Raw genomic sequence first — 13,272 nt, forward strand, 5'->3', positions numbered from 1 at the left:
GTATCCGTCATGTCCACTCTGTTGAGTAGTCTGTTCCATAACCTGCAACGCCTGGGTCGCTGGACGTTTACGTCAGGGTCCCAGGAACCCTTGCTGCTTTCTGCCCGCGACGATGTAGATGGCCGCCACTTTGCCGTGGGCTATCGCCTCAACGGCAAGCCTGTTTTCGTTACCGAGGTTACGCAACGATGCCATGCCATCGTCACGCACCCCAGCGAGCCCTTTGCTGTCTTCGTGGCTCGCCGCCCAGGTACGCAGAGCTATGTAATCGACCTGCGCGATGGAAAACTTGTCCAGACGCTCGACTCGCCTGCAAATCGTCATTTCTATGGGCACGGGGTTTTCCACGCAGAAGGCACGTGGTTCTACGCTACCGAGAACGACACGACGGACCCTGGCCGTGGCCTGCTAAGTGCCTATCGCTTCAGTGATGGAGCTCTGATTCGCTCCCATGAGCTAAGCACCCATGGTCTGGGCCCCCATGAAGTAGCCTGGATGCCGGATGGAGAGACGTTTGTTGTTGCCAACGGGGGAATTCGCACCGAGGCTGAAAGCCGGGTAGAAATGAACCTGGATGCCATGGAACCCAGCCTGGTCTTGATGAGCCGCTCAGGTGAGCTCCTTTCCAAGGAGACGTTGGACCTGCAGATGAACAGCGTTCGCCACTTGGCCATTGCAAAGGACGGCACCATTCTGGCCTGTCAGCAATATATGGGCGCAGCCACCGACGCAGCCGCCATGCTCGGAATCAAGCGTCCCGGAGAAGCCTTCAAAGCCTTTCCGGTGGCAGAGACGCAGCGTCAATCCATGGTCCAATACACGGCAAGCGTAGCAGTACATGACGAATTGAGACTGGTTGCCCTGACAGCCCCTCGAGGCAATCGTTTTTTTATCTGGGACCTGGACAGTGGCATGCTGCGGCTGGACGCACCTCTACCAGATTGTGCAGGCGTAGGCGCAGCGGCAAGCGGGTTTGTCGTGACTTCAGGTCAGGGCCGCTGCCGCCATTATGACTGCAGACAAACACAGATCGTGATGAAGCCACTCGAACTGCCTTCCGGCCTGTGGGATAACCATTTGCTGTTGCATTGATGAGTACTGCGTACCCATCAAGCCTTTAACTCAGGAAGCAACCCGAAAAACGTGCTTCAGGTAATAAACAAAATCCTGATCTTCACTTTGGGTTTTGCCAGGCACATCAGAGATCTTGGCGACGGGCTGACCATTGCAGGATGTCATTTTGAGCACAATATTCATTGGCGCAACGCCCGGCAAATCACACGTGAAGTTGGTGCCTATACCAAAGCTCACCTTGATTCGGCCCTTCAAGGCACGGTAAAGATTCAGCGCCTTTTCTAAGTTTAACGAGTCGGAGAACACTAAGGTCTTGTTCATCGGGTCGATGCCCAGGCTTTCGTAATGCCTGATCGCTTTTTCGGCCCATGTCAGTGGATCACCAGAGTCGTGGCGCAGGCCGTCGAACAGCTTCGCAAAATACAGATCGAAATCGCGAAGGAAGGCATCCATGGTCACAGTGTCGGTCAGGGCAATACCCAAAAGCCCACGATATTCACGCACCCAGCAGTCCAGTGCAGCGATCTGACTGTCGATCAGTCTTGGCCCTAGTTGCTGGTGTGCCATGAACCACTCATGCGCCATGGTACCCAGGGGGGTTACGCCCAGGCTAAGGGCCAGATGCACGTTGCTGGTCCCTACGAAACGCCCGGGAAAATCATCTCGCAGCGCCTTGACCACCATCTCCTGAACCGGAAACGAGAAGCGTCTGCGCGTCCCGAAGTCCGCCATTTTGAAATCGGCCAACTCGGCCGGACTGGCTTCCTGCTTCAGCCACTCAAATTTACGATAGAGCTGCTCACGGGCTTGCTCCAAGGTCTGCTCAGGGTAGCGATTGCGGTTGCGCACCTCGCTTATCAACGCAAGGATCGGCACTTCAAAAAGGATCAGATGCAGCCACGGGCCTCGCAGGCGCAGGCTGAACGCACCGTTCTCAACACCAATATGCACATAGCGCGGATTGAAGCGGAACAGGCGAAGAAAGCGGATAAAGTCGGGCTTGATGAAAGGGATACGCTCGAGGAACGCCAACTGCTCATCACTGATACTGATATCGGCAAGCCGTTCGATCTCGGCGCGAATCTCGGCCTCGTAGGGTCGAAGATCTTCATTGTTTCGGCATTTAAATGCCCACTCGACTTCCGCATTGGGATAGTTATGCAGGACAGCCTGCATCATAGTGAGCTTATAAAAGTCCGTATCCAGAAGGCTTTGAACGCTGCACCGGGAAAAAATACCATCAGCCATAGGTTTCGCTCGAGGTAATCAAATCAAACATCCACAGCATGCCCGAGCTCTGAATGAATAAAAACCCTTTTCCCGTACTTCGCAGCGTTAAATATCAATGAGCGCCTGCCGCGCGCTGGGTCATCCCATACAAGAACAGCATGAGGTTTTCATCGGACGGAACCGCTTTAACCATTCGTGCGTTGGCCGGAGTCTGGCAATAGGAGATTCCTTCATGCCCTTGGACTACCGTTGCACCCGGCTCGTGCCAAGCCGAAAACGCCACTGTTGTAACGCCGAGGGCACCCACTAAAAGCAAAGTTCTTGTGATTGTTAAGTTCATGGCTGCAACCCTTTGATGACCCTGCCAAATACTGCTTGGTAACCGTAGACCAAGGCCTGCCAGTCCGCATGACTGAGCGACGAATGGCGCTTAAGTTGCAGAAGATCCCGCCGAGCGGCACGACGCGCTGAGAAACGACGGCGGCATTTTTCGAGATCCAGTAATGCAACATCGAACTCAACCTCGCCTAGTGTTTCACGGACGCGCAAGAACACATGCTTGTCATACAGGCAACCATGCTGCCAGCGCGCCTTATGCAGCCGAGCCAGCATAGCGCCGAGTTGTTTCAGGAATATATCGCGGGTCGCCTGGTCATACCGCGTCTGGGCACCGCTGGCGTACCAGTCTTCCAGCGAGATATACCCATCGAGTTCGGCACTTACCAGCAGCGCACGCCAGCCTTGCTCATCCCGTCGAGCCTCGCAAAACAAGAGCTCCGGTACGCCCACGCCCAGCGCGGCGATAGAGGTCAAGGCATCTCGCTCACGCAGGGCTGTTGGCCGCCCAAACGGATGACGCAGACTCCGATAGATATGCCCTACCTGACGTTTGGCATAGGCAATGGTACCGTCATTGATCTGGATACGTTGGACGCCGCTTTCTCCACCCCGCCGCTCGTTAGGCGCCTCGACCCACTCTCCCGACATGCCCCACCAGTTTTCAAAGGAACGCTCTGTACCCTTGGACGACGTTGTACCCAATGGGAAAGACATATCGGACATAATCAAACCTTTCTTAAAACATAAACACGCCACATTGAGTAATGCGGCAAGAAATCAAGATGCTTTTCGACTTTGAAACCAGCCTGTACGAATTCGTGCTCGACCTGCTCGGCATTTAGAACAATGCGATTTTGATAACCCGTACTTTTGTTGCGGAGCTGCCGCTTGGCTTCTAGCTGCTTGCGGCGCCATGCCTTGAAGTTACCGTCCACCCATAATGACAGAATGACTGTATCGCGTGTTACACGATTGAATTCCTTAAACATTTCCAAGCGGTCTGCGCTATCAGCAATGTGATGCACCAGGCGCATGCAGAAAATGCTGTCCACTGCGTTATCAGGAAGATCGATAGCAAAAGCGGATGTTTGCAAGGTACGCACACGCTGAACTACTTCTTTGGGCTGGGAGGCACATGCGACGGCCAACATATCCGCTGAGTTATCAGCACCAATAATGACCCGATTCTGTTTTTCCGCGAGTAGCGGCCAGAAACGACCGGCGCCGCATGGTAGATCCAGGACTAAATTGGGCTGTCCCGCCAACCTCAGGGCGCGGCGGGCAAGTTGCTCATCTCGCCAATGAGACAAGCGGCGAGCCATGCCATCCTGGTGTTTCTTGAAGTACTGCTCGGCATGCGCGCGGTCATATTTCTCGGAGAAGGGAAGCTCAATCGTGGATTTCATGGCGGCACTCCATAAGTCAGATGAAGCCACCTTATGGAGCGCACCGTTAAATCAGGGTCAAGGTCATGTGAAAATTACGTCAATCGTTTTTGCCGCTTTCTGGCAATGCCAACTCAACCCGGAAACAGCAGCCGTTTGGCTGACGATTAGTCAATGCAACCTTCCATCCCTGCAACTGGCAGATACGATGGACCAGTGAGAGGCCAAGCCCTAACCCCTCGCCACGTCTTGCACTACCTCGTACAAAGGGCTTGAAGACCTCATCATGTTGAGCTTCAGGAATGCCGCTGCCCGTGTCTTCCACCGTAAAAGCAGCCTCCTCCAACGTCAGGCGAATTTCACCCGCATCCGTGTAATGAAGTGCGTTACGCAGCAGATTACTCATGACAGACCGCAGGAATGGGGCGTTGTAGGTCTGCTGATGTTCATAACCCCCAGGTTCATACCTCAAGGTTAGCCCCTTGGCCTCGATTGCTCCCTGCCACTGCAGCACCAGCTCATCGGCAATCGTTCTGAGCGAACTGCGAGGCGCAATGACCGCCCCGTCGCGCTGTGCCCTGGCCAACTGGAGAAAGGTTTGCACCAGATCCCGCATTTCCTCAGTAGCGCTCACCATTCGCTGTAGCTGCGCCTTACCTCTAGGACCAAGACCTGGATCCTCGGCCAGCAACTCACATGATGTGGCAATTACCATCAGTGGTGTTCGCAACTCATGGCTCACATCACTGGTGAACAACTGCTCTCGGGTAAGCGCATCACGCAACTGACCTAATGCATCGTCAAACGCCGCTGCCAATTCCCCTACTTCATCATTGGCATAATCCGGAGCCAACGGGGGAGCCATCAGCAGCATCTGGTCACGATGCCGAACCTGACGAGCCAGACGACTGACCGGAGCAATGACTCGGCGTGCCAGCAACCAGCCGAGAAGGCCTGACAACGCCACACTGAGCAAAAACCCCTTGAGCACGACCCGGTAAAGAGCCTTTTCCCGTCGCTCAAAATCACTTTGATCCTGCAAAAGGATGTAGTGCCGCCCATCCTGGAACCGAACCCAGGCATAGTAGTACCGACCGCCCTCCTTGACCTCACTGAAGCCCTGCTTGAGCCCCACCAAATCCGGCGGCAATGACTGTGGCTCATTTTCCGGCGCGTAGTAGAGCTTCATGCCTGGATCCAGTACCGGCTGACCACCGTTTCGCATGTCTCGTCGCAACATGCGATTCAGCTCGTTGCTCATGTCTTCGGAGATCAGCTGTTCTTCAACCAGGTGTACGACCTCGACAATACCAAAGGAGAACAGGCCACCCACCACTACGGTCATCAGCACAAATGCAATGATGATCCGGCGTAAAAGGCTCTGCTTATACTCCATTGCTATCATTCGTCAGGCGGTAGCCCACACCATGTACCGTATGGAGCAAGGACGTTTCAAAGGGTTTGTCTATAACTTGGCGGAGCTGGTGAATATGACTGCGCAGACTATCGCTGTCAGGGCAGTCATCTCCCCAAAGCGTCTCTTCCAGGACTTCTCGCCGAATCACATGCGGACTTTTTTGCATGAGCGCCGCAAGCAGCTTGAGACCGATGGGATTTAGCTTGAGCGATTTACCCCCACGGCTAACTTCCAGCGTGTCGAGATCATAAACAAGATCAGCCACCTGGAGCTGCCGCCTGCCTCCTCCACGCGTCCTGCGCATCACCGCTTCGATCCGAGCAGCCAACTCCGACAAGGCGAAAGGCTTGATCAGGTAATCGTCTGCGCCAGAGCGAAACCCCTTGAGGCGGTCATCCAGCTGATCTCGCGCCGTTAGCATGATAACCGGAGTATCGCGCCGGGCATCCTCACGCAAGCGCTGGCATAACGTGTACCCATCGATTCCCGGCAACATGATATCGAGAATCAACAGATCATAATGCTCGGTTGCCGCCAAGTGCAGGCCTGAGAGCCCATCCTGGGCACAGTCGACTGTATATCCCTTGAGACTCAAGTAATCCATCAGATTACTCAAGATATCGCGGTTATCTTCAACCACCAGAATACGCATGAACTCACCTCATAGCCTCGCGCGGTCGCAGCAGGCCTGTTTAACATTTTTTTCACTACCCATTCACTTGGGCATGACAAGGCACAGCGCACTGTACAGGAGCGCCCTGTTTCATCTGCTCAGATAGAAACTGCCTTCCCTGTAAACAATTGCCTCTCTCCTTCTAGGATACCCATGAACGCTTCTGCTTACTCTCGCCCGCTCAACTTTTTCTGGGCTCTGGGTCTGCCTTTGGCAGTAATGATTCTTTTATTGAGTGTTGAGCCCACACGCCTCGACTTTGCACTGGCCGATGCATTCTATGATCCAGGCACAGGGTTTATTGGGCGACACAGTGCCTTTCTTGAGGATGTTCTGCATGATCGGGCCAAACAGCTGGTTATCCTGATCGGTATTATTGCCATTGCAGGCTCGATCCTGAGCTTTTTCTGGACACCTCTGAAACCTTGGCGCAAGTCGTTGGGATACTTGGTGCTTGCAATGGGTACGTGTACAGCGCTTGTCATGCCACTGAAAAAGCTGACCGACGTCCCCTGCCCTTGGAGTCTGGTTCAATATGGCGGTGACCAGGTTTACTCCCCGTTATTGTCAGAGCGCCCTGCGACCAACAAGAACAATCTGTGCTGGCCCGGCGGCCATGCTTCCAGTGGTTTTACCTTGTTTGCATTCTATTTCTTTTTGCGCGATCGCCGTGCACGGCTGGCACGCGGCGCATTAGCTGCGGCCTTCGCGCTGGGCTGCATCTTTTCCATCGGAAGGATGATGCAAGGGGCTCACTTTCTTTCCCATAACATATGGACGGCACTTTTTGATTGGTTGGTGTGTCTGGCTTTTTACCGATTAATGCTTTACCGCCCGACCACTTCACCAGAAAAGACTGCTCCCGCCCCGTCTGCGCTTTAAGTATTGCCCATAAAAAAGCCCGACCATTAGGCCGGGCTTTTTCAGCTAGGTAGCTGGGTGGCTTACATCATGCCGCCCATACCGCCCATGCCGCCCATGTCAGGCATTGCCGGAGCAGCCTTGTCTTCTGGGATATCAGCAACCATGGCTTCGGTAGTTACCATCAGGCCGCCAATAGAGGCAGCAGCCTGCAGGGCGCTACGAGTCACTTTAGCGGGGTCAAGAATACCCATCTCGATCATGTCGCCGTATTCGCCGGTCGCAGCGTTGAAGCCGTAGTTGCCTTCACCGGCCTTGACCTTGTCAACCACGACGCTTGGCTCGCCACCCGCGTTGGCAACGATCTGACGCAGAGGTGCTTCAACAGCACGACGCAGCAGAGCGATACCTACGTTCTGATCTTCGTTGTCGCCTTTCAGACCTTCGATGGCCTGCAGGGAACGAACCAGGGCTACGCCACCGCCAGGCACCACGCCTTCTTCAACGGCTGCACGAGTTGCGTGCAGGGCGTCTTCCACACGCGCCTTCTTCTCTTTCATTTCAACTTCAGTTGCCGCACCTACCTTGATCACGGCAACACCGCCAGCCAGCTTGGCCAGACGCTCTTGCAGTTTTTCACGGTCGTAATCGGAAGAAGTCTCTTCGATCTGAGCACGGATCTGCTTGACGCGAGCTTCGATATCAACCTGAACGCCAGCACCGTCGATAACAGTGGTGTTTTCCTTGTTGATAACAACGCGCTTGGCTTGACCCAGGTGCTCCAGAGTGGTGCTTTCCAGGCTCAGGCCTACTTCTTCAGAGATCACAGTGCCGCCAGTCAGGATGGCAATATCCTGCAGCATGGCTTTGCGGCGATCACCGAAGCCAGGCGCCTTGACAGCAGCAACCTTGACGATGCCACGCATGTTGTTGACGACCAGAGTAGCCAGCGCTTCGCCTTCAACGTCTTCAGCAACGATCAGCAGCGGACGGCCAGCCTTGGCAACGGATTCCAGCACCGGCAGCATTTCGCGAATGTTGGAGATCTTCTTGTCAACCAACAGCAGCAGCGGGTTGTCCAGCTCGGCGGACATGGTGTCCGGCTTGTTGATGAAGTAAGGAGACAGGTAGCCACGGTCAAACTGCATGCCTTCTACGACAGACAGTTCGTTTTCCAGGCCGGAACCTTCTTCAACAGTGATCACGCCTTCCTTGCCTACTTTTTCCATGGCTTCAGCAATGATGCTGCCGATGGATTCGTCGGAGTTGGCGGAAATGGTACCTACCTGAGCGATGGCACGGAAATCGGCGCAAGGCTTGGACAGTTCCTTAAGCTGAGCAACGATCGCGATGGTTGCCTTGTCGATGCCGCGCTTCAGATCCATTGGGTTCATGCCGGCAGCAACAGCCTTCAGGCCTTCGTTCACGATGGACTGAGCCAGAACGGTAGCAGTGGTAGTACCGTCACCAGCTGCATCGTTAGCCTTGGACGCAACGTCCTTGACCAGCTGAGCACCCATGTTTTCGAACTTGTCTTTCAGCTCGATTTCTTTGGCAACGGAAACGCCATCTTTGGTGATGGTCGGAGCGCCAAAGCTCTTGTCCAAAACAACGTTACGACCTTTCGGGCCCAGTGTTGCCTTTACAGCGTCAGCCAGAACGTTTACGCCGACCAGCATTTTCTTGCGGGCGGAGTCGCCGAATTTGACTTCTTTAGCAGCCATGTTCTTTTTCCTCTAAACGAATTCGGTGGAAACAGGGATCGGCAATCAGCCTTCCAGTACAGCCAGGATCTCGGACTCAGCCATGATCAGCAGTTCTTCGCCATCAACCTTGATGGCGTTGCTGCCGGAATAGGGACCAAATACTACTTTGTCGCCAACCTTTACAGCTGGAGCGCGAACTTCGCCGTTATCCAGAACGCGACCGGTTCCTACCGCAACGACTTCACCACGATTCGGCTTTTCGGCAGCCGAGCCCGGCAGCACGATGCCGCCAGCAGTCTTGGTTTCTTCTTCGCTGCGACGGATCACGACGCGATCATGCAGAGGACGAAGCTTCATAGTCGTATCTCCTAATATGTAAGCGTTTCCAATTACCGGTGAAGACCACCGGCTGTTTTGTTTTAACCGGCTTCGCCGGGTGCACCCTGCAATGCAAGGTGCGAATTCAGCCTGCCAATGGCAAGAACCTTACGGTGTCCGCTACATGAGGTTGTAGAAAATCATTTCAAGGGGCAGAGCAAAAAAATTTTCTAATTCAGTGATTAAACGGCTTCTTATCATCTCGCCGTTCGTACTCACCTTCAATCACGCGAGGGGCCTCGGGGCGCTGATGATTTTGATGAAAATCACCCGGTCTGTGCTGATAAGTCTGCCCACCTCCGCGCACATTGATCCGCGCCATTACAGACCCTATCAGTAACTTGCGTGTAATGGGTAACAGCACTAGCAGCGCCAGCACATCACTGATAAAGCCGGGTAGGACAAACAAGGAGCCGCTGACGGCCATCGTCAGTCCCTGCATGATCTCTTTCTCAGGCACTTCACCCATGGCAATACGTATACGAGCCCGCCAAAGCGTCGTGAAGCCGGCCACCCGAAGCATGCCAATACCAATGAGAGTACTCAGGACCAGCAGGATCAACGTCCAGCCGACTCCAATGGAACTGCCAATCTTGATCATGACTGCCAGTTCCAACAGGGGAAACAGTAAAAACAGAAACAGGAATTTGCGCATCGCAGTGTCCTTTGGGGCCTCCAAGGCCGAACCTACCAAAACTCCAAGGTGGCGTTGACCAGGGATTAATTCAACCCTTGCGTGTGGAATCACGCTATCAATAGACACTCAAGGCCAGACGACACGGGCTTCTGCGCAATAGAAAGGAGTGTTACAAGGTATGGATTGATGAGGATTCAGCTGACTACTGGCTGGATAAGGCGCCACAAGGGCGCCCTAGCACAAGCAGTTACCACGTTACGCCAATCCCTGCGCTGTATTGGGTTTCGTTGAGACTTCCCTTGGCCCCGCTGACTAGCTGCTTTGACGCCTTCAGGTTAAGAGACGCCCAATTGGTGACCTTGTAGCGCAGCCCTAAATCCGTATCCAGGCTGAAGTCCGCGGTATTGTCCAGCGGGCGTCCTACTTCACCAGTAGTGAATAGCTGAACCGTCTGTCCGTATACGTAACGGTTGTAGTCCCACTTCATTGACACGGAGTAGAAGCTGTCCTTGTCACCATCGCGGTATTGATAGTCGGCGCGATCCAGCAGCGCTGTCAGGGAGAAGGATCCCAGTTCGTTATCCCAGAACTGATAGCCCGGGCCTGTACCAACGTTACGCTGGCGAGCGATGTCTTCGACTTTGTCCCTGTCATAGGACAGCCGTCCCTGCCAGAAAAACTTTTCATTGAAGAAACGATCCAGCGCGTACTGAAGCGACCAGTTATCCGTGGATACCGCTCCGTCCTTCTTTTCACGGTCGTAACTGCCCTGGGCATTGTGACGCCACATACCGTGCCGAGCCTGGGTCTTGAAGTCGATGTCGTAGTCGTCTGTATCCTTGTCGGCACGCTTGTAATTCAATGCCGCATCGATGTTGCCCTTCCAGGTAAAGTCATGCAGGAGCGGCTTTGGTGGCACAATCTGGCTGATGCTCGCCAGCGGTACGGTCTGCGCGCCCTGCTCTGCCGTTTCGACAATGACCTGACCCTGGCCGGCAGGCTTGAGGCTCTTGACCTCGACATCCTCCTCGTATTCACCACGCTGCACCAGCACGGGCTGATCGCGCTGCAGCGTAGCCACCTTGTCCCAGGACAAGGGAATGGAGCCACCGTAATCGGTCTGCAACAATAGCTTCTTGCTGTCTAAAAGCTTGATCGTCCCGGTCAAGCGGTCACCATTTTTCAGCCATACCGTGTCCGCAAAAGCGGTACTGGAAAGGGCTGAAAAAGCGGCAAGGCAAAAGAGAGTTCGTGACAACATAAAAGACGCCGTTGTAGAGATATGAACCGGTTATGTTTGTCCGGCCCTTGTTAAGAAAGCAGAAATAATCGCGGGTGAGGTTGAGCAACCTTTTCACGCCAAGCGCATATGACTGATTTTCATTAACAAATTCCACTGGCCCAGCATTTCTTTGCTTGTTTTTTGAAATACGTCGAGTTCAGTCCTATGCCTCACTCCCTTTTCCAACATTCAGACACACCCGAGACTCGCCAGGCAGCGCTTTTCGGCGTCATGGCAGAAATACCGCCTGGAAAGGTCGTCAGCTACGGTCAGTTAGCTGAACTGGCTGGCCTGGGCCGCGCGGCTCGATGGGTAGGACGTACACTTTCCCGTCTGCCGGAAGGGACCACCCTTCCCTGGCACCGAGTGATCGGAGCAGATGGTCGGATCAGCTTACCGTCCGACTCCCTTCCGGGTATCGAGCAACGACAGCGATTACGGGCTGAAGGCATCATTTTTCACAATGATCAGGTGGACATGCGTCGGCACAGGTGGAATCCACTTCAGGCTTGCGAGTAGAGTGTGTGTTTTTGTAAATACCGGTTCGCATGATCAGAAACTTCTGGCGAGAAGCCCTCGCCACGTACAAGTCCCCTGCCTGTCTGGCCTTGCTGCTGATGGGGTTTGCCGCAGGCCTTCCGACGATGCTGGTTTTCTCGACCCTGTCCGTCTGGTTGAGGGAGGCTGGCGTCTCGCGTGAAACCATCGGGTATGCCAGCTGGATCGGTCTTGCCTACGCCTTCAAATGGGTATGGTCGCCCATGCTCGATCAGTGGCGCCTGCCGGTCATTGGCAGTCTGGGCCGTCGACGCTCCTGGCTTGTGCTATCACAGGTATTGGTGGGGGTCGGTCTACTGGGCATGGCCTTATGTAATCCTCAATATGACTTGAGCGCCATGATTGCACTGGCAGTAATGGTAGCGTTCGCTTCGGCTACGCAAGATATCGCTGTGGACGCCTATCGGCTGGAGATTGCCGAAGATTCGCATCAGGCTGCGCTGGCCGCCTGTTATATGACGGGTTACCGAATAGCCTCGCTCCTGGCAAGTGCTGGCGCCTTGTTCCTGGCTGAAATATTAGGCTCAAGTGTCCTGAATTATAGTCAGTCCGCCTGGGCGACTACTTATATGCTGTTTGCCTTACTGGTATTACCTGGGCTGCTTACCAGTCTCCTGATTCGAGAACCTCCGCTGGCCGCTCCCATGGGCCTCGCTGATTCTCGATTCGGCTTTAATCACCAGTTACTGTCTGTGACCCTTGTGTTGGTAATGCTGGTTTCCATTCCGGCCATGATCAACGCAATTATTGATTTTGCCTGGCCACGCGCACTGCTCTATGCCCTGTTTATTATTGGTTGCATATCTCCTTGGGGTCGTCGGATCTATGAGCCCATCAAGGATTTACTTGAAAAAGTCCGCCAACCTATGGATCTGCATCAGACCGCCTGTAATGCAGACGAAGTGCCACGCTTTGACTTTGCACACCAAGCAGTCTCGGTCATCGTATTGATCGTGTTATGTATTGCCGTAACGGGTGGCTGCAAATCCTTTTTTGGAGGCTATTGGCCTCGCGGCCTTATGTACCTTCTTATCGCAGCGCTTTGCTTATCCAGTTCGGGACGCAAGCTTATGGGACCTGTTCTGACACCGGTCAGCGAGTTCATACAGCGCTATCGATGGCAGGCCCTAATGCTGCTGGGTCTAATTTCGACCTATCGCCTATCCGATACCGTTATGGGGGTGATGGCGGGTGTATTTTATATTGATGTGGGATACAGCAAAGAGACTATTGCCACCGTCAGCAAGGTATTTGGGGTGGTCATGACCCTGCTTGGCGCAGCGGCGGGTGGCGTATTAACAGCACGGATAAGTATTCTTCCGATTCTTTTTCTGGGCGGTCTTGCTTCAGCGTTGACTAATTTACTGTTTGCCCTGATTGCTACAACAGGCGCTAACACCATGCTGCTAGTGATTGCAATCTGTTGCGATAATTTCAGTGCTGGGTTAGCGTCCTCCGCCTTTATTGCCTATCTGTCGAGCCTGACTAACCTTCGCTTCTCTGCAACTCAATATGCGCTTCTAAGCTCGCTTATGCTCTTGTTGCCACGCCTGCTAGGTGGATACTCTGGAAGCATGGTTGAGCATGTGGGGTATGTTTCATTCTTCATGATCACATCCCTATTAGGAATTCCAACACTGATTCTGATTGCAGTGCTCTGGATAAGGCAGCGAAGCCAGTCCAGTCGGCAAACAAGCACAGGCGAGCCAAGCATTTCTCCGCCGTAATAAAA

The 13,272-nt window shown here is 53.9% G+C and carries 13 protein-coding genes; 4 read left to right on the forward strand and 9 right to left on the reverse strand.

Annotated features, from left to right (window positions below):
* Positions 1 to 9: 9 nt before the first annotated feature.
* A complete protein-coding gene (locus tag JQR90_RS14150) occupies positions 10 to 1,092 on the forward strand; it encodes a DUF1513 domain-containing protein (protein ID WP_010795285.1) in 1,083 nt (360 codons plus the stop codon).
* Between the two features lie 30 nt (positions 1,093 to 1,122).
* Here JQR90_RS14150 and pncB read toward each other — a convergent pair whose 3' ends face one another.
* The 5 genes from pncB to JQR90_RS14175 all read right to left on the reverse strand — a co-directional run bounded on the left by pncB (position 1,123) and on the right by JQR90_RS14175 (position 6,097).
* Positions 1,123 to 2,322 (reverse strand): nicotinate phosphoribosyltransferase, encoded by a 1,200-nt coding sequence (gene pncB, locus JQR90_RS14155; RefSeq protein ID WP_010795286.1) that lies wholly within the window; start codon positions 2,320 to 2,322, stop codon positions 1,123 to 1,125.
* 318 nt (positions 2,323 to 2,640) lie between these two features.
* The gene (locus JQR90_RS14160; protein WP_010795288.1) at positions 2,641 to 3,366 is read right to left on the reverse strand and encodes a lipopolysaccharide kinase InaA family protein; all 726 of its coding nucleotides are present in this window, start codon (positions 3,364 to 3,366) and stop codon (positions 2,641 to 2,643) included.
* A gap of 2 nt (positions 3,367 to 3,368) precedes the next feature.
* A complete protein-coding gene (locus tag JQR90_RS14165) occupies positions 3,369 to 4,049 on the reverse strand; it encodes a class I SAM-dependent methyltransferase (protein ID WP_010795289.1) in 681 nt (226 codons plus the stop codon).
* Positions 4,050 to 4,128: 79 nt separating this feature from the next.
* Entirely contained in the window at positions 4,129 to 5,424 is a 1,296-nt protein-coding gene (locus JQR90_RS14170) for a sensor histidine kinase (RefSeq protein ID WP_010795290.1), read from the reverse strand.
* A complete protein-coding gene (locus tag JQR90_RS14175; RefSeq protein ID WP_010795291.1) occupies positions 5,414 to 6,097 on the reverse strand; it encodes a response regulator transcription factor in 684 nt (227 codons plus the stop codon). The genes JQR90_RS14170 and JQR90_RS14175 overlap by 11 nt, the downstream gene beginning before the upstream one ends.
* A gap of 174 nt (positions 6,098 to 6,271) precedes the next feature.
* Here JQR90_RS14175 and JQR90_RS14180 point away from each other — a divergent pair, with 174 nt between their 5' ends.
* A complete protein-coding gene (locus JQR90_RS14180) occupies positions 6,272 to 7,000 on the forward strand; it encodes a phosphatase PAP2 family protein (RefSeq protein WP_010795292.1) in 729 nt (242 codons plus the stop codon).
* Positions 7,001 to 7,062: 62 nt separating this feature from the next.
* On the opposite strand, the gene groL is transcribed toward JQR90_RS14180, so the two are convergent.
* The 4 genes from groL to JQR90_RS14200 form a co-directional block, all read right to left on the reverse strand.
* Positions 7,063 to 8,703 carry a chaperonin GroEL gene (gene groL / locus JQR90_RS14185; protein WP_010795293.1) on the reverse strand — a complete coding sequence of 547 codons (1,641 nt, stop codon included), beginning with the start codon at positions 8,701 to 8,703 and terminating at the stop codon, positions 7,063 to 7,065.
* Between the two features lie 45 nt (positions 8,704 to 8,748).
* The gene (locus tag JQR90_RS14190) at positions 8,749 to 9,042 is read right to left on the reverse strand and encodes a co-chaperone GroES (RefSeq protein ID WP_010795294.1); all 294 of its coding nucleotides are present in this window, start codon (positions 9,040 to 9,042) and stop codon (positions 8,749 to 8,751) included.
* A 196-nt stretch (positions 9,043 to 9,238) separates the two neighbouring features.
* Positions 9,239 to 9,718, reverse strand: coding sequence for an FxsA family protein (locus tag JQR90_RS14195; RefSeq protein ID WP_010795295.1), 480 nt, complete (start codon positions 9,716 to 9,718; stop codon positions 9,239 to 9,241).
* Positions 9,719 to 9,947: 229 nt separating this feature from the next.
* Positions 9,948 to 10,961, reverse strand: coding sequence for a DUF481 domain-containing protein (locus tag JQR90_RS14200; RefSeq protein ID WP_073449434.1), 1,014 nt, complete (start codon positions 10,959 to 10,961; stop codon positions 9,948 to 9,950).
* Positions 10,962 to 11,147: 186 nt separating this feature from the next.
* On the opposite strand from JQR90_RS14200, the gene JQR90_RS14205 reads away from it, so the two are divergent.
* Positions 11,148 to 11,501: an MGMT family protein gene (locus tag JQR90_RS14205; RefSeq protein WP_073449436.1), complete on the forward strand. Its 354-nt coding sequence runs from the start codon at positions 11,148 to 11,150 to the stop codon at positions 11,499 to 11,501.
* A 29-nt stretch (positions 11,502 to 11,530) separates the two neighbouring features.
* On the forward strand, positions 11,531 to 13,267 hold the full coding sequence (locus JQR90_RS14210) for an AmpG family muropeptide MFS transporter (RefSeq protein ID WP_010795298.1): 1,737 nt from the start codon (positions 11,531 to 11,533) through the stop codon (positions 13,265 to 13,267).
* The last annotated feature ends 5 nt before the right edge of the window (positions 13,268 to 13,272 follow it).

The organism is Pseudomonas sp. JZ114 (genome assembly GCF_051027705.1).
In the GTDB taxonomy this organism is placed as follows: domain Bacteria; phylum Pseudomonadota; class Gammaproteobacteria; order Pseudomonadales; family Pseudomonadaceae; genus Chryseomonas; species Chryseomonas luteola.

Bases quoted from the DNA above. Each gene is read 5' to 3' on its own strand.
- JQR90_RS14150 (WP_010795285.1), top strand. From the start codon at position 10: ATGTCCACTCTGTTGAGTAGTCTGTTCCATAACCTGCAACGCCTGGGT.
- pncB (WP_010795286.1), bottom strand. From the start codon at position 2,322: ATGGCTGATGGTATTTTTTCCCGGTGCAGCGTTCAAAGCCTTCTGGAT.
- JQR90_RS14160 (WP_010795288.1), bottom strand. From the start codon at position 3,366: ATGTCCGATATGTCTTTCCCATTGGGTACAACGTCGTCCAAGGGTACA.
- JQR90_RS14165 (WP_010795289.1), bottom strand. From the start codon at position 4,049: ATGAAATCCACGATTGAGCTTCCCTTCTCCGAGAAATATGACCGCGCG.
- JQR90_RS14170 (WP_010795290.1), bottom strand. From the start codon at position 5,424: ATGGAGTATAAGCAGAGCCTTTTACGCCGGATCATCATTGCATTTGTG.
- JQR90_RS14175 (WP_010795291.1), bottom strand. From the start codon at position 6,097: ATGCGTATTCTGGTGGTTGAAGATAACCGCGATATCTTGAGTAATCTG.
- JQR90_RS14180 (WP_010795292.1), top strand. From the start codon at position 6,272: ATGAACGCTTCTGCTTACTCTCGCCCGCTCAACTTTTTCTGGGCTCTG.
- groL (WP_010795293.1), bottom strand. From the start codon at position 8,703: ATGGCTGCTAAAGAAGTCAAATTCGGCGACTCCGCCCGCAAGAAAATG.
- JQR90_RS14190 (WP_010795294.1), bottom strand. From the start codon at position 9,042: ATGAAGCTTCGTCCTCTGCATGATCGCGTCGTGATCCGTCGCAGCGAA.
- JQR90_RS14195 (WP_010795295.1), bottom strand. From the start codon at position 9,718: ATGCGCAAATTCCTGTTTCTGTTTTTACTGTTTCCCCTGTTGGAACTG.
- JQR90_RS14200 (WP_073449434.1), bottom strand. From the start codon at position 10,961: ATGTTGTCACGAACTCTCTTTTGCCTTGCCGCTTTTTCAGCCCTTTCC.
- JQR90_RS14205 (WP_073449436.1), top strand. From the start codon at position 11,148: ATGCCTCACTCCCTTTTCCAACATTCAGACACACCCGAGACTCGCCAG.
- JQR90_RS14210 (WP_010795298.1), top strand. From the start codon at position 11,531: ATGATCAGAAACTTCTGGCGAGAAGCCCTCGCCACGTACAAGTCCCCT.